At 64.7% G+C, this 17,547-nt stretch carries 19 protein-coding genes; 6 read left to right on the top strand and 13 right to left on the bottom strand.

Annotated features, from left to right (window positions below; genetic code table 11):
• Positions 1-1,077: a glycolate oxidase subunit GlcE gene (gene glcE / locus H597_RS0110935; protein WP_028102176.1), complete on the bottom strand. Its 1,077-nt coding sequence runs from the start codon at positions 1,075-1,077 to the stop codon at positions 1-3.
• Position 1,078: 1 nt separating this feature from the next.
• Positions 1,079-2,536, bottom strand: a complete 1,458-nt coding sequence (locus H597_RS0110940) for an FAD-linked oxidase C-terminal domain-containing protein (RefSeq protein WP_028102177.1) — start codon at positions 2,534-2,536, stop codon at positions 1,079-1,081.
• 102 nt (positions 2,537-2,638) lie between these two features.
• Here H597_RS0110940 and H597_RS0110945 point away from each other — a divergent pair, with 102 nt between their 5' ends.
• Positions 2,639-3,193 carry a cob(I)yrinic acid a,c-diamide adenosyltransferase gene (locus H597_RS0110945; RefSeq protein WP_028102178.1) on the top strand — a complete coding sequence of 185 codons (555 nt, stop codon included), beginning with the start codon at positions 2,639-2,641 and terminating at the stop codon, positions 3,191-3,193.
• Here the strand turns inward: H597_RS0110945 and H597_RS0110950 are convergent.
• Entirely contained in the window at positions 3,190-4,086 is an 897-nt protein-coding gene (locus tag H597_RS0110950; RefSeq protein WP_028102179.1) for a LysR family transcriptional regulator, read from the bottom strand. The two genes, H597_RS0110945 and H597_RS0110950, sit on opposite strands and share 4 nt — an antisense overlap.
• A 102-nt stretch (positions 4,087-4,188) precedes the next feature.
• On the opposite strand from H597_RS0110950, the gene H597_RS0110955 reads away from it, so the two are divergent.
• Positions 4,189-5,409, top strand: a complete 1,221-nt coding sequence (locus H597_RS0110955) for an SGNH/GDSL hydrolase family protein (RefSeq protein WP_035373896.1) — start codon at positions 4,189-4,191, stop codon at positions 5,407-5,409.
• Here the strand turns inward: H597_RS0110955 and H597_RS30520 are convergent.
• The 6 genes from H597_RS30520 to H597_RS0110985 form a co-directional block, all read right to left on the bottom strand.
• Positions 5,395-6,129 (bottom strand): M48 family metalloprotease, encoded by a 735-nt coding sequence (locus H597_RS30520; RefSeq protein WP_051293696.1) that lies wholly within the window; start codon positions 6,127-6,129, stop codon positions 5,395-5,397. The genes H597_RS0110955 and H597_RS30520 overlap by 15 nt on opposite strands.
• A 205-nt stretch (positions 6,130-6,334) precedes the next feature.
• Positions 6,335-6,730, bottom strand: a complete 396-nt coding sequence (locus H597_RS0110965) for a glutaredoxin family protein (protein WP_028102181.1) — start codon at positions 6,728-6,730, stop codon at positions 6,335-6,337.
• A 39-nt stretch (positions 6,731-6,769) separates the two neighbouring features.
• The gene (locus H597_RS0110970; protein WP_028102182.1) at positions 6,770-6,964 is read right to left on the bottom strand and encodes a hypothetical protein; all 195 of its coding nucleotides are present in this window, start codon (positions 6,962-6,964) and stop codon (positions 6,770-6,772) included.
• Positions 6,965-7,130: 166 nt separating this feature from the next.
• Positions 7,131-8,999 (bottom strand): 1-deoxy-D-xylulose-5-phosphate synthase, encoded by a 1,869-nt coding sequence (gene dxs, locus H597_RS0110975; RefSeq protein ID WP_028102183.1) that lies wholly within the window; start codon positions 8,997-8,999, stop codon positions 7,131-7,133.
• A gap of 2 nt (positions 9,000-9,001) precedes the next feature.
• A complete protein-coding gene (locus H597_RS0110980) occupies positions 9,002-9,892 on the bottom strand; it encodes a polyprenyl synthetase family protein (RefSeq protein WP_028102184.1) in 891 nt (296 codons plus the stop codon).
• Positions 9,889-10,128 (bottom strand): exodeoxyribonuclease VII small subunit, encoded by a 240-nt coding sequence (locus H597_RS0110985; protein ID WP_028102185.1) that lies wholly within the window; start codon positions 10,126-10,128, stop codon positions 9,889-9,891. Before H597_RS0110985 ends, H597_RS0110980 begins: the two co-directional genes overlap by 4 nt.
• A gap of 260 nt (positions 10,129-10,388) precedes the next feature.
• Here H597_RS0110985 and H597_RS0110990 point away from each other — a divergent pair, with 260 nt between their 5' ends.
• From H597_RS0110990 to H597_RS0111000, 3 genes are read left to right on the top strand one after another with little or no spacing between them, the layout of a single operon-like run.
• Positions 10,389-11,489, top strand: a complete 1,101-nt coding sequence (locus tag H597_RS0110990) for an aromatic ring-hydroxylating oxygenase subunit alpha (RefSeq protein ID WP_028102186.1) — start codon at positions 10,389-10,391, stop codon at positions 11,487-11,489.
• Positions 11,489-12,403, top strand: a complete 915-nt coding sequence (locus H597_RS0110995; RefSeq protein ID WP_028102187.1) for a DMT family transporter — start codon at positions 11,489-11,491, stop codon at positions 12,401-12,403. The genes H597_RS0110990 and H597_RS0110995 overlap by 1 nt, the downstream gene beginning before the upstream one ends.
• Positions 12,404-12,411: 8 nt before the next feature.
• A complete protein-coding gene (locus H597_RS0111000) occupies positions 12,412-13,266 on the top strand; it encodes a sulfurtransferase (protein ID WP_028102188.1) in 855 nt (284 codons plus the stop codon).
• Positions 13,267-13,390: 124 nt separating this feature from the next.
• Here H597_RS0111000 and H597_RS0111005 read toward each other — a convergent pair whose 3' ends face one another.
• Positions 13,391-14,155, bottom strand: a complete 765-nt coding sequence (locus tag H597_RS0111005) for a UCP032817 domain-containing protein (RefSeq protein ID WP_028102189.1) — start codon at positions 14,153-14,155, stop codon at positions 13,391-13,393.
• A gap of 164 nt (positions 14,156-14,319) precedes the next feature.
• Here H597_RS0111005 and H597_RS0111010 point away from each other — a divergent pair, with 164 nt between their 5' ends.
• Positions 14,320-14,505 (top strand): hypothetical protein, encoded by a 186-nt coding sequence (locus H597_RS0111010; RefSeq protein ID WP_028102190.1) that lies wholly within the window; start codon positions 14,320-14,322, stop codon positions 14,503-14,505.
• Between the two features lie 3 nt (positions 14,506-14,508).
• Here H597_RS0111010 and H597_RS0111015 read toward each other — a convergent pair whose 3' ends face one another.
• Genes H597_RS0111015 through H597_RS0111025 form a run of 3 tightly spaced genes read right to left on the bottom strand, consistent with a single transcriptional unit; the run spans position 14,509 to position 17,542 of the window.
• Entirely contained in the window at positions 14,509-14,982 is a 474-nt protein-coding gene (locus tag H597_RS0111015; protein WP_051293697.1) for a TssQ family T6SS-associated lipoprotein, read from the bottom strand.
• Positions 14,979-16,775 carry a serine/threonine-protein kinase gene (locus H597_RS0111020; RefSeq protein WP_028102192.1) on the bottom strand — a complete coding sequence of 599 codons (1,797 nt, stop codon included), beginning with the start codon at positions 16,773-16,775 and terminating at the stop codon, positions 14,979-14,981. Before H597_RS0111020 ends, H597_RS0111015 begins: the two co-directional genes overlap by 4 nt.
• Positions 16,772-17,542, bottom strand: a complete 771-nt coding sequence (locus H597_RS0111025; protein WP_051293698.1) for a PP2C family protein-serine/threonine phosphatase — start codon at positions 17,540-17,542, stop codon at positions 16,772-16,774. The genes H597_RS0111020 and H597_RS0111025 overlap by 4 nt, the downstream gene beginning before the upstream one ends.
• Between the last annotated feature and the right edge of the window lie 5 nt (positions 17,543-17,547).

The raw sequence follows: 17,547 nt of genomic DNA on the forward strand, positions 1-17,547 counted from the left end.
TCAGTACATGCGGCCGCAATTGAAAATGCCCACCGGATCGAAGGCGGCCTTGAGGCGTTCATGGATACGCGCGACGGCCAGCGCCAGCGGATGGAATGCGCCCTCCCCAGCGCCCAGGTCGGCGCGCTCGACGCGGTAGCGCGTGGCGTGCCCGCCGGAGGCCGCCGCGACGCGCCGGATGTCGTCCGCCACGCCGCGCTCCACCCGCAGCCAGCGCTGCGCACCGCCCCATTCGATCAACTGTTCGCCGCGCATGACGAGCGCGCTGGCGGCGCTCGGCACAGAAAGGCGCCATAGCTCCGCCGCGCCGCCCTCCGCGCTGGCGAAGAAATCGCTGCGCTGGTCGCGCAGGTTGCGCCAGAACGTCTCGCCGTCGGCCAAGGCCTCGCCGCCCATGCCGGCCATGGCCGCCTTCACCGCCGCCTGCGCGCCCGACAGCCGCACGGTCAGCAGGCCGCCATGCCAGCAGGTCGCCGACACCGGCAGCGGCAGCCCCGCCCATTCATTCATCCAGCGCAGCGCCTTGATTTCATCGACCTCGAAACGAAGGCTCGCCTCGCATAATGGTTGCGGCAGCACTTTCAGCGAGACCTGGGTCATCAGCCCCAGTGTGCCAAGAGAACCCGCCAGCAGCCTCGATACATCGTAGCCGGCGACGTTTTTCATCACCTGTCCGCCGAAGGACAACAGCTCGCCGCGCCCATCCATCAGCCGCGCGCCCAGCACGAAATCCCGTACTGCGCCCGACGACGCGCGCCGCGGCCCGGACAAGCCGCTGGCCACCACGCCGCCAATGGTCGATCCGGCGCCAAAGCGCGGCGGCTCGAACGCCAGCATCTGGCCGTTCCGCCCCAGCAGGGCTTCGATATCGGCCAGCGGCGTGCCGCAGCGCGCCGTGATCACCAGCTCGGTCGGCTCATAGTCGACCACCCCAGTATAGGCGCGCGTATCGAACACATCGCCCACCACATGCTGGCCATACCAGTCCTTGGTGCCGCCGCCTCGCAAGAGCAGCCGCGTGCCGTCTTCACTGGCGGCCCGGATACGGGCGCGGAACTGCTCGAGGATCGCATCCATCTCAGAACCTCGGCAGTCCGGCAAACGGCAGGCGCCCGGCGCGCACATGCATCTTGCCGAATTCGGCGCAGCGGTTCAGCGTTGGAATCGCCTTGTTGGGATTAAGCAGCGATAAGGGATCGAAGGCGCTCTTGACCGCGTGAAAAGCGGCCAGTTCGGCGTCGCGGAACTGCACGCACATCGAATCGATCTTCTCGATGCCCACGCCGTGCTCGCCGGTGATGGTGCCGCCCACGTCCACGCACAATGCCAGAATCTCGGCGCCGAAAGCCTCGGCCCGCTGCAGCTCGTCCGGCTGGTTGGCATCGAACAGGATCAGCGGATGCAGATTGCCGTCGCCGGCATGGAAAACATTGGCGCAGCGCAGGCCGTATTTGCCCTCCATCTGCGCAATGCCGGTCAGCACGCGCGCCAGATGCTTGCGCGGAATGGTGCCGTCCATGCAGTAATAGTCGGGTGAAATGCGCCCCGCCGCCGGGAAGGCGTTCTTGCGGCCCGACCAAAATTTCAGGCGTTCCGCTTCGCTGGTGGAGACCTGCACGGCGCTGGCTCCCGCCGCCTGCAGCACGGCCGTCATACGGGCGATTTCCTCCTCCACTTCATCGGCCGTGCCATCCGCCTCGCAGAGCAGGATGGCAGCGGCATCGGTGTCGTAGCCGGCGCGCACAAACGGCTCCACCATGCGCGACGAGGTGCGGTCCATCATTTCCAGGCCCGCGGGAATGATGCCCGCCGCAATCACGGCAGCCACCGCGTTACCGCCCGCGACCACGTCGTCGAACGAAGCCATGATGACGCGCGCGGCGGCCGGCTTGGGCACCAGCTTGACGGTAACTTCGGTCACGATGCCCAGCATGCCTTCCGAGCCGATAAAGGCCGCCAGCAAGTCCAGGCCCGGCGCATCGAGCGCCCCACTGCCCAGCTCCACCACATCGCCTTCGATGGTCACCATGCGCACGCGCATGACGTTGTGCACCGTCAGGCCATACTTCAGACAATGCACGCCGCCCGAATTTTCCGCCACATTGCCGCCGATGGTGCAGGCAATCTGCGAGGACGGGTCGGGCGCGTAGTACAGGCCGTGCTCTTCGGCCGCTTCGGAAATCGCCAGGTTGCGCACGCCCGGCTGCACCACCGCAGTACGGGAATACGCGTCCATGCGCACCACCTGGTTCATGCGCGCCGTGGACAGCACCACCCCATCGGCAATCGGCATGGCGCCGCCGGACAGGCCGGTGCCGGCGCCGCGCGGCACGAGCGGCACATTCAATTCGCGGCAGATCCGCAAGACCGCCAGCACCTGCGCCTCGTCGGCCGGCAGCACGACGGCCATGGGCAGCTGGCGGTAGGCCGACAGGCCATCGCATTCGTAGGGGCGGGTATCTTCCTGGTCGGACAGCACGCTGGCGGGCGGCAGGACCGCGCGCAATGCGGCGACGAGGGCGGTGCTGTTATTCATTAATCCATTGTAAGTTTAAATACATCCACGGCGCGGAATTCCCCTCCCAAGCAATGGTAATTTGTCGTATCCTGCCACCGTTATTGACAATTTGAGGCTGCAATGGGTAATCGACTCTCGAAAATCGCCACCCGCACCGGGGACAAAGGCACCACGGGACTGGGCGACGGCTCCCGCGTGGACAAGGACAATGCGCGCATCCAGGCCATCGGCGAAGTCGATGAGCTGAATTCCAACCTGGGCGTGCTGCTGGCCGAGGCCCTGCCGGACGAGATGCGCGAGGAACTGGTATCGATCCAGCACGACCTGTTCGACCTGGGCGGGGAGCTATGCATTCCCGGCTACCAGATGATCAAGGAAGAACATGTCGAGCGCCTGGACGCGCTGCTGGCCAAGTACAACGCCACCCTGCCGGCGCTGACGGAATTCATCCTGCCGGCCGGTTCGCGTGCCGCCGCCGTATCCCATGTCTGCCGCACCGTGTGCCGCCGCGCCGAGCGGGCCATCGTCACGCTGGGCAAGACGGAAACCATCCACGACTTCCCGCGCCAGTATGTGAACCGCCTGTCGGACCTGATGTTCGTGCTGGCGCGCGTCCTGAACCGATTTGCCGGCGGCAGCGACGTGCTGTGGCACCACGACCGCAAGCGCAGCTAAAAACCCGCCTGCCCGGCGAAGCGCTGCTGCAAATAGTCGAGCATGAGCCGCACCCGGTGCGGCAAGTAGCGCCGGCTGGGATAGAGCAGATTCAGTTCCTGCTCCGGACCATGCCAGTGGCGCAGCACCCGGCGCAGCTTGCGCTGCGCCAGCAGGTCCTGCACCAGCCATTCCGGACACAGGCCGATGCCGCCGCCCGCCGCCAGCGTGTCGCGGATCGCCAGCGCATTGTTGACGCGATAGCGGCCATGCGTGGCGACCGTCACGCTTTGCTCCCCATCCCTTAGTTCCAGCCGGTCGCCGCTGCTCAGCCAGGCGAAGCGGATGTACTCATGTTCGGCCAGTTGCTCCGGCGACTGCGGCGTACCATGGGCCTTCAAGTACTCCGGCGCGGCGACCAGGATGCGCTGCGAAGCGCCCACCCGGCGCGCAACCACATTCGGCGGCAGGTCGCTGCCAAGGCGTACCGCGATATCGACACCGTCCTCCACCAGGTCCACCATACGGTCGTTCAGGATCAATTCCACTTCCATCCTGGGGTATTGCCGCAGGAAGTCCTGCACATAGGCGTTGAGGCAGAACTGGCCCAATGCCACGGGCGCGTTGATGCGCACTAGGCCGCTGGCTGCCGCGGTCTCGCCGCGCGCATCGGCCACCGCATCGGCATAGTCTTCCAGCATGCCGCGCGCGCGTTCGTAAAAACGGCGCCCGGGCATGGTCGGCGACAGACTCGCCGTGCTGCGCTCCAGCAGGCGCACGCCAAGTTCGTCTTCCAGTGCGGCGACGATTTTGCTGATATTCGATTGCGTCGTGCCCTGCTCGCGCGCGACGGCCGACAAGCTGCCCAGTTCGACGGCACGCACAAAACAATTGAGGGAGCGTAAGGTGTCCATAATCATTCCATTTTAGACTTAACTATAGTCTATTATTCCGGCTACCAGTCCATTCCAGAATAATCGACACTCTCTCCACCTGAATCGTCGTGGAGAGCCATCATGAAACGCCTGATATGTACTTTTGCAGCCTTCCTATCCGCCGCCACCGCGCATGCCGCGGAATGGCGCACCACCTGGTATGCCGCCCCCATGCCTGCCTGGGGCGCTGAATTTCCCCTGCCGACCATGATGCCTTCCGCATTGGAGGCGCAGACTGTGCGCGAGGTGGTGCGCACCAGCGTGGGCGGCGCCCGGGTTCGCGTCACCTATTCCAACCGCTACGGCGATACGCCATTGACGATCGGGGAGGCACGCGTCGCCGCCACGCGGGACAATCCCGCGCGCGCCGCCTCGGCGCTCACGGCAAGCAATGGCGTTCTGTTGACCTTTGGCGGCCAGCGCGCCGTCACGATTGCACCGGGGCAGTCGGCCACCAGTGATCCGGCTGCAATGCCTGCCGCGGCGCACCAACGGCTGTCGGTTTCAACCTGGCTGCCGCAGCGCACACCCCTGACGACTTTCCACTGGGGCGCACAGCAGACAGCTTTCGTCGTGAAGGGCAACCAGACCGGCGCCACGGCCCTCACAGGCGTCGAAGAATGGAAGGGGCGAACCTTCCTGAGTGCCGTGCAGCTTGACGGGCCGGCGCGCCGCACCGTCGTTGCTCTGGGCGATTCCATCACCGACGGCAACGGCTCCACGCCCGACCGCAATCGCCGCTGGCCGGACCTTCTGTCCGAGCACATGGACGGTGTCGCTGTCGTCAATGCGGGAATTTCCGGTGCACGTCTGCTGGCGAACGGCATGGGGGAAAAGGCGCTGGCGCGTTTTGAGCAGGACGTGCTGTCGCAACCAGGAGCCGACACGGTCATCGTCCTGCTTGGGATCAATGACATCGGCTGGCCCGGCAGCGCCTTCGCACCGCAAGAACCGCCCGCGACGGCGCAATCCATCATCGCCGGCTACCGCCGCCTGATCGCAGCGGCGCGGACGCGCCAGGTCCGCATCGTCGGCGCCACCCTGCTTCCCTTCGAAGGCGCGCTGCAAGGTACGCCGTTCGCAGGCCACTATTCCCGCACCAAGGATGCTGTCCGCCGCGAGGTAAACGAATGGATACGCGGCAGCGGCGACTTCGATGCCGTGATCGACTTCGACTTGCAACTGCGGGATCCCGCTCAGCCATCGCGCCTGCGCCCGGATTTCGACGCGGGCGACCACCTGCACCCGAGCGACGCCGGCTATGCGGAAATGGCAAGGATTGCGGCACTAATCGCCAAGTAGGTGCGACATCCCTTTGGCGAGGCTGAGACGGGTGGCGCCGCCTGGATGGCTGGCAAGCAAGGCCGGGCCACTGGAGTCTTGCGCAAGCTTGCCGTAGAAGCTCAGCATCGCCGAACAAGGCCAGCCTGCACGGAAGGCAATGAGCATTCCCAGCTGGTCGGCCTCGCGTTCCTGGATGGCCGACAACTTCGACAAACGCAATTGCAGCGGAATATCGGAAACCAGCCGCTCCTCCACCACATCGAGCGGCAAGTCGCGCCGGCTGTCAATCAAGGCCTCGGACAAGGTCTCACGTGCATGTTCGGCAATGGCGTGGGCGATTTCATGCGCAAGCAGGACGGCCAGTTCACCATCGCTCAATTGAAGGCGCTCGACGAATGCACCGCCGACCAGCAGCTTGCCGCCCGCCTGGCTTTCCGCCTCGACATCGGGATCGCCGGCGACATGGACTTCCCATTGCCAGCCTGCGGCAGCGGGCTTGAGCGATATGCCGGCCCGGATCAAGCCGTCGGCGATGCGCTGCACGCGGACAAGCAGGACACGGTCGCGATCAAGTCGCCCGTCGGCGGCCAGCGACACCGTCTGTTCGATATAACGGTCTTCCGCTACCAGCCCGACCTCCTCCGCCGAAAAGCGCAGCTCCTGCCAGCGTCCCGAATCCGGCACCTGTGCATGGACATGTGCCGCAGCCAAGAGTAAAGCGGGCAACAGGCAGCGCATAAGCTTCTCCCACTGGCATAAACCATTTATACCAATCTAGGCCAAGAAAAGTCGTGCTGCAAGCCAGGGAGAACACAAGGAATAGTCGACGACGCCAGCATCGAACTCAAACCATGTACATCATCGGCGCGTAGGGCGGAAAGAGCTCGCGCAATCCCTTGCGCGAGCCCGAAGACGGCCTCCGCCCTGACGGTTGGCGCCCGGCCTAGCGGACGGCCTTGTCCGCGTCCGCCTTCAGCGCCGCATTGATCGCGGCGGGAATGAAGCCATCGATACGGCGGTCGCCGATCAATAGCAAGGGCACGCCGCCGCCGCCCAGCTTCGCGAACTCTTCGCGCGCCGGGCCCGGTTTGCCGGCATCCAGGTCGACATAGGCAATACCGTTCTGCTTGAAATAGTCGCGCGTTTTGGCGCAGTAGGGACAGGTCTCAGTCCCGTACAGCACCACCTTCGCTTTGTGCTCCTGCAGGTAGGCGCTGTAATCGCCCTGGACATAATCCTTCTTGAACAGGGCCGGCGCTTTGGCAACCGCCACGCCGACGCCAAGTCCGGCAGCCAGGATCAGGGCGTAAGCCCCAAAAGTCTTCAATTGCTTGATCATCGTGTGTTCGCAGATGTGGGGGACGTGTGCGGGCGCGGCTTAGCGTTCGTAGTCGAAATTATTGCAACGCTGGCTCATGCAGAGGCGGAACTTGTGTGTGCATAGCGCCATGGTGGAGGTGCAGCTGTTCAGCTCTTGGAAACACTGGTACTCGCATTCGTCCGGTTCATACGCGAATGCCGACGCGCCTAGGCCCAGCGCGAACAGGAATGCAGCAACTTTCTTGAACATCATGCTCCTCCAATCGTTGGAATTATAGTTAAGCAAATGACAATCACTTGCCGGCATGACGATAGCGAAGGCGTTTCTGCTGGTCAAATAAAAAATTTATTCCGCAACAATATTGCAACACTTGCAACTTGATAGGCGAAAAAAAAACGGCGCCGCAGCGCCGTTCGTTTTAGCCGTTGTTGACGACCAGCCTCGGTTCGTCGCCGAAACGGGCCTTGATCGAGGCCGCGATCCCGGCGGCGTCCAGGCCGACCAGTGCCAGCAGCTTGGCCGGGTCGCCGTGATCGATGAACTTGTCCGGCAGGCCGAGCATCTGAATCGGCTTGGTGATGCCTTCCGCTGCCATGGCCTCCGCCACGGCGGCGCCGGCGCCGCCCATGATGCAGCCCTCTTCCACCGTGACCAGATAATCGTGCTCGGCGGCCAGCTGTTTGACCAGTTCCACGTCCAGCGGCTTGACGAAGCGCATATTCGCCACCGTGGCGTTCAGCAGGTCGGCCGCGCCCATGGACGGCGCCACCATCGAACCGAAGGCCAGGATGGCGATCTTCTGGCCCTTGCGGCGGATCTCGCCTTTGCCGATCGGCAGCGTGGTCAGCTCCGGCGCGATGCTGGCGCCGATGCCGGAACCGCGCGGATAGCGCACGGCCGCCGGGCCGGGATAATGGTAGCCGGTGCTCAGCATCTGGCGGCACTCGTTCTCGTCGGATGGCGCCATCACCACCATGTTCGGAATGCAGCGCAGGTAGGCCAGGTCGTAGTTGCCGGCGTGGGTAGCGCCGTCGGCGCCCACCAGGCCCGCGCGGTCCAGCGCGAAGGTCACGTCCAGGTCTTGCAGCGCCACATCGTGGATCAACTGGTCGTAGCCGCGCTGCAGGAAGGTCGAATAGATCGCCACCACCGGTTTCAGGCCTTCGCAGGCCAGGCCTGCGCCGAAGGTCACGGCGTGCTGCTCGGCGATGCCGACGTCGAAGTAGCGGTCCGGGTATTCCTTATCGAAGCGCACCATGCCCGAACCTTCGCGCATGGCCGGAGTGATGCCGACCAGGCGCTTGTCGGCCTTGGCCATGTCGCACAGCCAGTCGCCGAACACTTCGGTGTAGGTCTTCTTGGACGGCGCCAGCGCCGGCTTGATGCCTTCGGCCGGATTGAACTTGCCGGTGCCGTGGTACAGGATAGGTTCGGCCTCGGCCAGCTTGTAGCCCTGGCCCTTCCTGGTCACCACGTGCAGGAATTGCGGGCCCTTCAGCTGCTTGATGTTCTGCAGGGTCGGGATCAGCGAATCGAGGTCGTGGCCGTCGATCGGGCCGATGTAGTTGAAGCCCAGTTCTTCGAACATGGTGGCCGGGACCACCATGCCTTTGGCGTGTTCTTCCAGGCGCTTGGCCACTTCCAGCAGCGGGCCGGGCAGCACCGACTTGCCGACGTTCTTGGCGGCCGCGTAGAACTGGCCCGACATCAGGCGCGCCAGGTAGCGGTTCAGCGCGCCCACCGGCGGCGAGATCGACATATCGTTGTCGTTCAAGATCACCAGCAGATTGCAGTCCTTCTCCACGCCGGCGTTGTTCAGGGCCTCGAAGGCCATGCCGGCGGTCATGGAGCCGTCGCCGATCACGGCGATCGAATGGCGGTGCTCGCCCTTGATCTTGGCGCCCATGGCCATGCCCAGCGCGGCGGAAATCGAGGTCGACGAGTGGGCGGTGCCGAAGGTGTCGTATTCCGATTCCACGCGGCGCGGGAAGCCCGAAATGCCGTTCAGCTGGCGCAGCGTATGGAACTGCTCGCGGCGGCCGGTCAGGATCTTGTGCGTGTAGGTCTGGTGGCCCACGTCCCACACGATGCGGTCCTGCGGCGTGTTGAATACATAATGCAGCGCGACCGTCAGTTCGACGGTACCCAGGTTGGACGACAGGTGGCCGCCGGTCTTGGAGACGGAATCGAGCAGGAAGGAACGCAGCTCATCGGCTAATGGCGTCAGCTGGTGGCGCGGCAGCTTGCGCAGGTCCGCAGGATGATTGATGGTGTCAAGCAGTTTCATGTTTAAGCTTTCCTCTGCACGATCAGGTCTGCGAGTTCACGCAGGCGCAGAGCTTGTTCTCCGAATGGCGCCAGCGCAGCGTGCGCATCCTGCCGTAGTTTTTCCGCCAAGGCGATCGATGGCTGCAGGCCGAGGATGGATACATAGGTCGGCTTGTTGTCCGCCGCATCCTTGCCAGCGGTCTTGCCCAACGTGGCCGAATCGGCCGTGGCGTCGAGCACGTCGTCCACCACCTGGAAGGCCAGGCCGATGGCGCGCGCGTAATCGTGCAGCGCCGCCAGCTCGGCTTCCGTCAACTCCTTGCCCGCCATCGCGCCCAGCACGACGGAGGCGCGCAGCAGCGCCCCGGTCTTCAGCTGGTGCATGCGCTCCAGCTGTTCCAGCGTCAGGCTAAGGCCTACGCTATCGAGGTCGATGGCCTGGCCGCCGCACATGCCGGCCGAACCGGCGGCATCGGCCAGCAGGCGCAGCATGCCCACCAGGCGCGCCGGCGGCAGCGTAGCGGCGTGCGCCAGCACCGAGAAGGCCTGCGCCTGCAGCGCGTCGCCCACCAGCAGGGCGGTGGCTTCGTCGTAGGCCACGTGCACGGTCGGCTTGCCGCGCCGCAGCGCGTCGTCATCCATGCAGGGCATGTCGTCGTGCACCAGCGAATAGGCGTGGATCATCTCCAGGGCAGCGGCGGCGCGGCTTAAGGCCTGCGCATCGGCGCCGAACAGGGCGCCGGCCGCATGCACCAGCAGCGGGCGCACGCGCTTGCCGCCGTCAAGAACGGCGTAGCGCATCGCGGCGTGCAGCTTGGCTGGAACGATGTCTTCGGCGGGCAGGTAGGAGGACAGGTCCTGCTCCATGCCGGCCTGGATGGTCTTCATCCAGTCCTGGAACGATGCGCTCATTGGACTGCCTCCTCGCCTTCGGCGAAGGGCTTAAGCATATCGCCTTCCAGCACTTTGACCTGGGCTTCGACCTTGTCCAGCTGTCCCGCGCAGAATTTCACCAGTTCGGATCCGCGGGCATAGGCCGCGACCGAGGCTTCCAGCGGCAGTTGGCCGGCTTCCATCTGGCTGACCAGCTGTGCCAGTTCGGCCATCGCTTCCTCGAAGGTGGCGGGCGCATTCATTTTCTTGGGCATGTTGTCTAACTTAAGTGTAGCCCGCTATTTTAGAACAAAGTCCTGTTGCCGGTCTAAAAAGCCCCCTCTAAAGCGGTGAAAACGTTGCAATTCCTTTCATCTTGCCTGCCTCGCGCCCCATCCGAGAAAGTTCAGCGAAGATACCCTGTTTGACGCTATAATCTCCGGTTCTGTCCGAAATACCGTTTTTTGATTCTCTAAATTCAGGTCTTTACGGATCTTTCTCTTCTTGGTTTGGTATTTAATTAAGGGGGGTTTGGATGTCCGATCTGGGTAGCCACGCCAAGCTGGCGCGTTCGAACGCGCAACTTCCGGTCAACGTCTATTTTGACGAAACGCTGCTGCAGCGTGAAATGCAGGAACTGTTCAAGAAAGGCCCGCGTTACGTCGGCCATGAGCTGATGGTGCCGAATATCGGCGACTTTGCTACGCTGGCGGCTGAAAATGAAGGCCGCATGTTGGTGCGCAATGCCAACGGCATCGAATTGCTGTCCAATGTCTGCCGTCACCGCCAGGCACTGATGTTCAATGGCCGCGGCAATGCCGAGACCATCGTCTGTCCGCTGCACCGCTGGACCTACGACCTGAAGGGCGAGCTGATTGGCGCGCCGCACTTCCCGGACACCCCGTGCCTGAACCTGCCCAAAGTCCAGCTGCAAAACTGGAACGGCCTGCTGTTCGAGCAGAACGGCTTCAGCGTGATGGACAAGCTCAAGTCGCTGTCCGTGACCAAGGACCTCGATTTCAGCGGCTATATGCTGGACCACGTGGAAGTGCACCACTGCGACTACAACTGGAAGACCTTCATCGAAGTCTACCTGGAGGACTACCACGTCGAGCCCTTCCACCCGGGCCTGGGCAGCTTCGTCACCTGCGACGACCTGCGCTGGGAATTCGGCAGCGACTACAGCGTGCAGACCGTGGGCGTGAACCGCGGCCTGAAGAAGTCCGGCTCCGACACCTACCAGACCTGGCACGAGCAGCTGCTCAAGTTCCGCAACGGCGAACCGCCCAAGCACGGCGCCATCTGGCTCACGCTCTACCCCAACATCATGGTCGAGTGGTACCCGCACGTGCTGGTGGTCTCGACCCTGTGGCCGGAAGGCCCGAACCGCACCCGCAACGTGGTGGAGTTCTACTATCCGGAAGAAATCGTGCTGTTCGAACGCGAATTCATCGCCGCCGAACGCGCCGCCTACATGGAAACCTGCGTCGAAGACGATGAAATCGGCGCCCGCATGGATGCCGGCCGCAAGGTCCTGCTGGAGCGCGGCGAAAACGACGCCGGCCCGTATCAATCGCCGATGGAAGACGGCATGCAGCACTTCCATGAATGGTACCGGAGCAAGCTGGACGTCTGATGCAATCGCTCTGGATGCTAGTTGCCAGTTTCCTGTTCGCCGCCATGGGGGTGTGCGTGAAACTGGCATCCGACCAATTCAGCGTTTCCGAAATGGTGATGTACCGCGGGATGATCGGCATGGTCATCCTGTTCGCCATGCTGCGCCTGCAAGGCGGCACCCTCAAGACCAGCATGCCGCTGGCCCACCTGTGGCGCGGCGCGGTCGGCGTACTCTCGCTCTGGATCTGGTACTACACCATCGCCCAGCTGCCCCTGGCCACGGCCATGACGCTCAATTACATGGCGCCGATCTGGATCGCCGTCTGGCTGTTCGGCCATGGCTGGTGGCACAGGAAAAACCGCGTCGAATGGCCGCTGATCCTGGCCGTCGGCATGAGCTTTGTCGGCGTCACCTGCCTGCTGCAGCCGGCCTTCCACGCCAACCAGCTGGCGCCGGCCCTGATGGCGCTCGGCTCCTCCGTCCTGTCGGCCATGGCCTATCTGCAGGTGCGCAAACTGGGCCTGGCGGGCGAGCCCGAATCGCGCGTGGTGTTCTTCTTCAGCGTGAGCAATTTCATGGCCGGTTTCAGCGGCCACCTGCTGGAAAGCGGCTGGCACTGGCATGCGCTGGACCAGCAGCGCGGCGTCCTGCTGATCCTGGGCATCGGCCTGTGCGCCACCGCCGCCCAGGTAGCGATGACGCGCGCCTACCGCCTGGGCAAGACGCTGGTGGTGGCCAACCTGCAATACACCGGCATCGTCTTCTCCAGCATCTGGGGCGTGCTGCTGTTCAGCGACAGCTTCGGCCCGCTCAGCTGGACCGGCATGGGCATCATCCTGTGCTCCGGCATCGCCGCCACGTTTTACAATACGCGCAACACTGAGCGCGGCAAAGCGATTGCCGATACCGACCCGATAGCCAGCGAAGCCTAAGGAGAACCATGTACGCCACCCTGATCGATGCCCCCACCCTCGCGCAGCATGTGACCGATCCCCGCTGGGTGGTGCTGGACTGCCGCCACGACCTGATGAACCCGGACTTCGGCCGCAATGCCTTCGCCGAAGGCCATCTCCAGAACGCGCAATACGCCAATATCGACACCGATCTCTCGGGGCCGAAAGTCGGCGCCGACGGCCGGTTCCGCGGGCGCCACCCGCTGCCCGAGCGCGAGCAGCTGCTGGCAACGCTGCGCGGCTGGGGCATCAATGACGACTCGCAAGTGGTCGCCTACGACGCGCACGGCGGCATGTTCGCAGCGCGCCTGTGGTGGCTGCTGCGCTGGGTCGGCCATGGCGCGGTGGCGGTGCTCGATGGCGGCCTGGCCAGCTGGCACGCGGCCGGCCTGCCCCTGGTAACGCCATCCGCCCCCCGTCCGACCGGCAATATCGCCGCCAAGCCGGCGCTGGTGCGCACCGTCTCGGTGGGTGAACTGGTGGAAAACCTGGACGCCAAACGCCTGCAGGTGGTCGACGCCCGCGCCAACGACCGCTTCCGCGGCGAAAATGAAACCATCGACCCGGTGGGCGGCCACATCCCCGGCGCGCGCAACCGCTTCTTCAAGGACAACCTGCGGGCGGACGGCCGCCTCAAGGATGCCGCCACGCTGCGGCAGGAACTGGCGCCGATTATCGGCACGCCGGCCGGCGCCGTGATGCAATGCGGCTCGGGAGTCACCGCCTGCCATAACCTGCTGGCCCTGGAAGTGGCCGGCCTGCCGGGCGCCGCGCTCTACCCGGGCTCCTGGTCCGAATGGTGCGCCGACAGCGCCCGCCCCATCGCCACCGGCCCCGCCTGATCACAGCCCAGCCTGCGGCAACCTTGGGGTCAGGCTCGCAGGTTGACACGGGCTCGTCCACAAGCTGCGGCTGGGCTTGTGGCAAGCAAAGAGCCTGACCCAAAGGTTGCCACGGACTCAGCTGTTAGTCGCCGCCTCCGCCGCAGCTGCTGCCACAGCTGCTGCCGCAACTACTGCCGCTGTCGCTGCTGTCGCTGCCGCAGCCGGAACTGCAACTGCTGCCGCAGCTGCTGCCACTGTCGCTGCTCGCTGCCTGCCGGCGCGCGCGCATTTCGAAATCCTGAAACTGGGCCGTCGTGATCAGGCCCGCCGTCAGCAGGCCCGCGGCCGCCATCTGCGGCGGGCAGTTGATCGCCGGGTTGAAGCGGCCGCGCCCATCGAGCTGGCTGTAGCCCGGCTGGCCGCGCTTGAGCGAGTAGCCGAAACCTAAGGGCATCTTCAGCCGTTTATCCAGCAGGAACAGCGATGGCATGCGCGGGCCTTCGCGGTCCAGTCCCTCGGCCTGGCGCGCCCGCACCAGGCAGACCGCCAGCGCCGCGTCCATATCGCCGCCCATGTCGGCCGCTTCCACATGCGGCACCACGCGCTTGAAGTGCTTACGGCAGAAGGTTTCCAGCCGCAGCGGCGAAAACCGCAGCCAGGCGTGCCAGACCGAATCGGCGGCCTTGGACGGCAGGGCGCACGGTCCCGTGCCCTGGGCGGCGCATTCGAAAAAGTCCAGCAGGCCCAACGTGGCGCGGGCAAAAAAAACGGCATCTGTCGGGATGCCGTGGTATTCGCCGGGTGCACTGCTTTTCCAGTAACTGTATAAATTGGCCGGGATGTCCTTGACGGCCTTGCTGTGCCGCGAACGCTGCAGGATGCGTTGCGCGTACCAGGTATTCAACATTGTCCAAATCATGACGACAGCCTAGTAAAAGATTGTGACAAGTGTATTGCATCGTGGCGTGCTTGCCGCAACAGCGCGTTTTCCGATGGAAATTTACGGAGGAAAGTGTGACTATATTCTTGAGAGTTCGTCGGAACACCAGGCTGTGTGGCGGGGGCAATGTTATGAAAACGAGAACCGAGCTGGCGGCTGCGGAATTCACTGCGCAGGATATCGTCCAGATTGCCATGCGCATCAATGTGGAGGCGGGCAGCATCCATGCCTGGATCTTCCTGAAGCAGAACGGCTTCGGGGACGATGAGATCATGAACCTGCTGCGCCACACTCCGGCACTACGCGTCGTGCACTGACGCTTACTTCTTCTTCAGCACTTCCTTGCGCGCGCTCTCGAAGGACGGGGTCCAGAGCGGATGCCCTTTCTCGCCCGGGCTCAGGTCGAAGGACTTGTCCAGCTTGAAGCCTTTGACGAACTGCTGGCGGCATTGCGCGGTGCGGTTGGTGACGCAGTAGCTGAACGCCGTGTACTTGATCGCGTCCAGCTGCACCGACGGTTCCGCTTTGGCCAGGTCCGGAATGGAACCGAGCTGCTTGATGGCGCCGTTGAAATTACCCGCCTTGTACAAGTCGATGCCGGTATTCACCGCCTTGCGGGCCGGCGAAGGCTCGGGCGGCGCCGGCGCCACCACAGGCGGCGGCGGTTTGACCGGGGCCGGCGCCGGTTCTTTCACAGGGGCCGGTTTGGGCGCGGGATGCTGCGGCTGGGGGCCGAAGGTTTCACAGCCGGCCAGCAGCGCAGCGGCGGCGATTAGAAAAAGCTTACTCTTCATGCTCCGAAATCGTGTTTGATGGTGACAGGTTTCTTGGCGTCGACCGTTACCTTCTGGACGTACGCTGGGAAGTTAGGATTGACCAGGCGAATTTCATGGTTGCCCAGCGGTAGCGTCAGTTTTTTCAGCGGCGGTGTTACGCCGTATTGGACGCCATCGACATAGATTGTAGCCCATGGCTGGACGGTGATACTGACCGTCCCGCTGGCCGGTGCGGCAACTTCGGCCGCGACAGCTGCGGCGCTGGCCTGGGCGGCTGGCGCGGTGGCGCTGGCGGCGTCCACCGCCGGCTGCTCCGCGGGCACTTCGGCTGGCGCGCTGGCGCCGGCATCCGCTACCGCGGGCGTGTCGGCGGCCGGCACGGCGACCGCGGGCGCGCTGGCGACATTGGTGGCTGGCTGGCTGGCGGCGCTTGCCGCTTCGCTGGCCGCCGGGACTACCGGGCTGCCGTCGGCGAACCAGGTCAGGCCGAGCACGACCAGGGCCATCGCGCCCAGGCCGGCGGCGATCATGGTGTTCTTCGCCGGCAGCTTGCGCCCGGAAGATGCCGCTTGCTTGCCTGGCTTGGCGCCGGATTTGCCGACCAGCGGCACCGGCGGCTTGGCGCGCCTGGAGCGCTTCTCGGGATCGGTAAACGCCGGCGCGCCCCTGTCGCCGCTGCGCGAGGCTTTGGCCGACGAAGCGCTGCCAGGGCTGGCGGCTTGGCGGCTGGCCGAACCGCCCCCCCCGGCCGAACTGGCAGGCTGCGGTGCACTGGCCGCTTGCGGCGCAGCGGCCGGTTGCGGGGTGCTGGCCGCTTGCGGCGCGCTGGCAGGGGGCGGCACCGGCGCACCGGCAGCGGCGGCCAGGCTGGCCACCGGCGTATGGCCGCTGACGGCCGTCGGCGACGAGGTGGCGCCGGCCAGGCCGTCAAGGCCGAGCAGTTCAGCGAATTCCGCGATGGTTTGCGGACGGATTTCCGGCCGCACCGCCATGCCGCGGTCGATCGCTTCCAGGAACTGCATGTCGTAGCCGGTGCGTCCGCTGATGGAGAGCGGCTCGACCGGGTCGTTCAGCATGCGCGCCACGGCGGCCGGCGGTGCCTTGCCGGTAATGGCGGCATACACCACGGCCGACAGCGAATAGATATCGGTCCAGGGGCCCTGGCGCATCGATTCGTCGTCGGCGTATTGCTCGACCGGTGCGAAGCCAGGCTTCAGGATCACGGTCAGCGACTGCGCCATGTCCTGCACGATCTGGCGCGCGGCGCCGAAGTCCAGCAGCACGGGCTGGCCGTCCGGCTGGATCATGATGTTTTCCGGCGAGACGTCGCGGTGCAGGATCTTGGCCGCGTACAGCGCATCGAGCGCGCCGAGGATAGGCTTGAGCAGCTGCTTCAGCCAGGCTTCGGTGACCAGCTCGGGATGGTCGTGCACCACGGACTTGAAGGTGCGGCCTTCGTAATAACGCATCGCCATATAGGCCGTGCCGTGCTGTTCCCAGAAACGGTACACCTTGACCAGCGCCGGATGGTCGAATTGGGCCAGCAGGCGCGCTTCGTTGATGAAGCTGCGCAGGCCGGCGTGGAAGGCCTCCGCGTGGCGCTTCGAGCGCACTTGCACGGTCTGGTCGGTGGAGCGTGCAGCCAGGGCTGCCGGCATGTATTCCTTGACCGCCACGGTACGCTGCAGCGAGTGGTCGAAGGCGAGATAGACGATGCCGAAACCGCCTTCTCCGATCACTTCGCGAATCTCAAACTCCGCGACGCGGGTGCCGATTGGCAGGCTATTAGGCAGTTCGACTGCTTTGTTCATGGAGCTTCACCAATAAAAATTGCCTGCGCGCTGTAATTGTCGCGCGCCTTGTGCATCAGGCCCGCGCGTTCGTCGGCCAGGGCGCAGATGGCCGACAGCCATTCCTGCGCACTCCCCGCCTTAGCCAGCAGCAATTCCATCTGCGGCTCGGCCACCCATTCCCACAGGCCGTCGGTGCAGATCAGGATAGCATCTCCGGCGCGCACGCCCATTGGCGGCATCACGGATGGCGGCACCTCGTTGTCGGTGCCGATGGCGGCATACAGTACATTGCGTTTTGGATGGCTGCGCGGGTCGGCGCCGGCGGCCAGGCCGGCATCGATCATCTGCTGCACCATGCTGTGGTCGCGCGTGGCGTGCAGCAGACGGCCGCGGCGAAACAGGTAGATGCGGGTGTCGCCCATATGGGCCCAGGTGGCCTGCGCACCGGCGCGGTCCACCAGCGCCAGCGCCACAGTGGCACTCATGCTTTGCAGCGCCGGGCGCTGCTTCTTGCTGCGCGCGACGGCGATGGCCGCTTCGGCCACCATGGCCGGCGTGGCGTCCTCGCTGAAATCGGGGCGCGCGTAAAAATTGGACAGCACGGTCTGCACCACCGTGCGCGACGCGACTTCGCCGCCCTCATGGCCGCCGGCGCCGTCGGAAACGACGAAACAGGCCAGTTCGCCGCGCTCGGCGCGGCCCATGGCATCCTGGTTCGATGAACGTCCGCCGACAGAGGTCACTTCCGCGACATTGAGCGCAATGCGCTGGGGCATATCAGCCATCTTCT

Origin of the sequence: Pseudoduganella violaceinigra DSM 15887 (genome assembly GCF_000425385.1) — a bacterium.
Lineage (GTDB): Bacteria > Pseudomonadota > Gammaproteobacteria > Burkholderiales > Burkholderiaceae_D > Rugamonas > Rugamonas violaceinigra.

What these genes read in the sequence shown, in the direction of transcription:
- glcE (WP_028102176.1), bottom strand. Translation starts at nt 1,077, where the DNA reads ATGGATGCGATCCTCGAGCAGTTCCGCGCCCGTATCCGGGCCGCCAGT.
- H597_RS0110940 (WP_028102177.1), bottom strand. Translation starts at nt 2,536, where the DNA reads ATGAATAACAGCACCGCCCTCGTCGCCGCATTGCGCGCGGTCCTGCCG.
- H597_RS0110945 (WP_028102178.1), top strand. Translation starts at nt 2,639, where the DNA reads ATGGGTAATCGACTCTCGAAAATCGCCACCCGCACCGGGGACAAAGGC.
- H597_RS0110950 (WP_028102179.1), bottom strand. Translation starts at nt 4,086, where the DNA reads ATGGACACCTTACGCTCCCTCAATTGTTTTGTGCGTGCCGTCGAACTG.
- H597_RS0110955 (WP_035373896.1), top strand. Translation starts at nt 4,189, where the DNA reads ATGAAACGCCTGATATGTACTTTTGCAGCCTTCCTATCCGCCGCCACC.
- H597_RS30520 (WP_051293696.1), bottom strand. Translation starts at nt 6,129, where the DNA reads ATGCGCTGCCTGTTGCCCGCTTTACTCTTGGCTGCGGCACATGTCCAT.
- H597_RS0110965 (WP_028102181.1), bottom strand. Translation starts at nt 6,730, where the DNA reads ATGATCAAGCAATTGAAGACTTTTGGGGCTTACGCCCTGATCCTGGCT.
- H597_RS0110970 (WP_028102182.1), bottom strand. Translation starts at nt 6,964, where the DNA reads ATGATGTTCAAGAAAGTTGCTGCATTCCTGTTCGCGCTGGGCCTAGGC.
- dxs (WP_028102183.1), bottom strand. Translation starts at nt 8,999, where the DNA reads ATGAAACTGCTTGACACCATCAATCATCCTGCGGACCTGCGCAAGCTG.
- H597_RS0110980 (WP_028102184.1), bottom strand. Translation starts at nt 9,892, where the DNA reads ATGAGCGCATCGTTCCAGGACTGGATGAAGACCATCCAGGCCGGCATG.
- H597_RS0110985 (WP_028102185.1), bottom strand. Translation starts at nt 10,128, where the DNA reads ATGCCCAAGAAAATGAATGCGCCCGCCACCTTCGAGGAAGCGATGGCC.
- H597_RS0110990 (WP_028102186.1), top strand. Translation starts at nt 10,389, where the DNA reads ATGTCCGATCTGGGTAGCCACGCCAAGCTGGCGCGTTCGAACGCGCAA.
- H597_RS0110995 (WP_028102187.1), top strand. Translation starts at nt 11,489, where the DNA reads ATGCAATCGCTCTGGATGCTAGTTGCCAGTTTCCTGTTCGCCGCCATG.
- H597_RS0111000 (WP_028102188.1), top strand. Translation starts at nt 12,412, where the DNA reads ATGTACGCCACCCTGATCGATGCCCCCACCCTCGCGCAGCATGTGACC.
- H597_RS0111005 (WP_028102189.1), bottom strand. Translation starts at nt 14,155, where the DNA reads ATGTTGAATACCTGGTACGCGCAACGCATCCTGCAGCGTTCGCGGCAC.
- H597_RS0111010 (WP_028102190.1), top strand. Translation starts at nt 14,320, where the DNA reads ATGAAAACGAGAACCGAGCTGGCGGCTGCGGAATTCACTGCGCAGGAT.
- H597_RS0111015 (WP_051293697.1), bottom strand. Translation starts at nt 14,982, where the DNA reads ATGAAGAGTAAGCTTTTTCTAATCGCCGCCGCTGCGCTGCTGGCCGGC.
- H597_RS0111020 (WP_028102192.1), bottom strand. Translation starts at nt 16,775, where the DNA reads ATGAACAAAGCAGTCGAACTGCCTAATAGCCTGCCAATCGGCACCCGC.
- H597_RS0111025 (WP_051293698.1), bottom strand. Translation starts at nt 17,542, where the DNA reads ATGGCTGATATGCCCCAGCGCATTGCGCTCAATGTCGCGGAAGTGACC.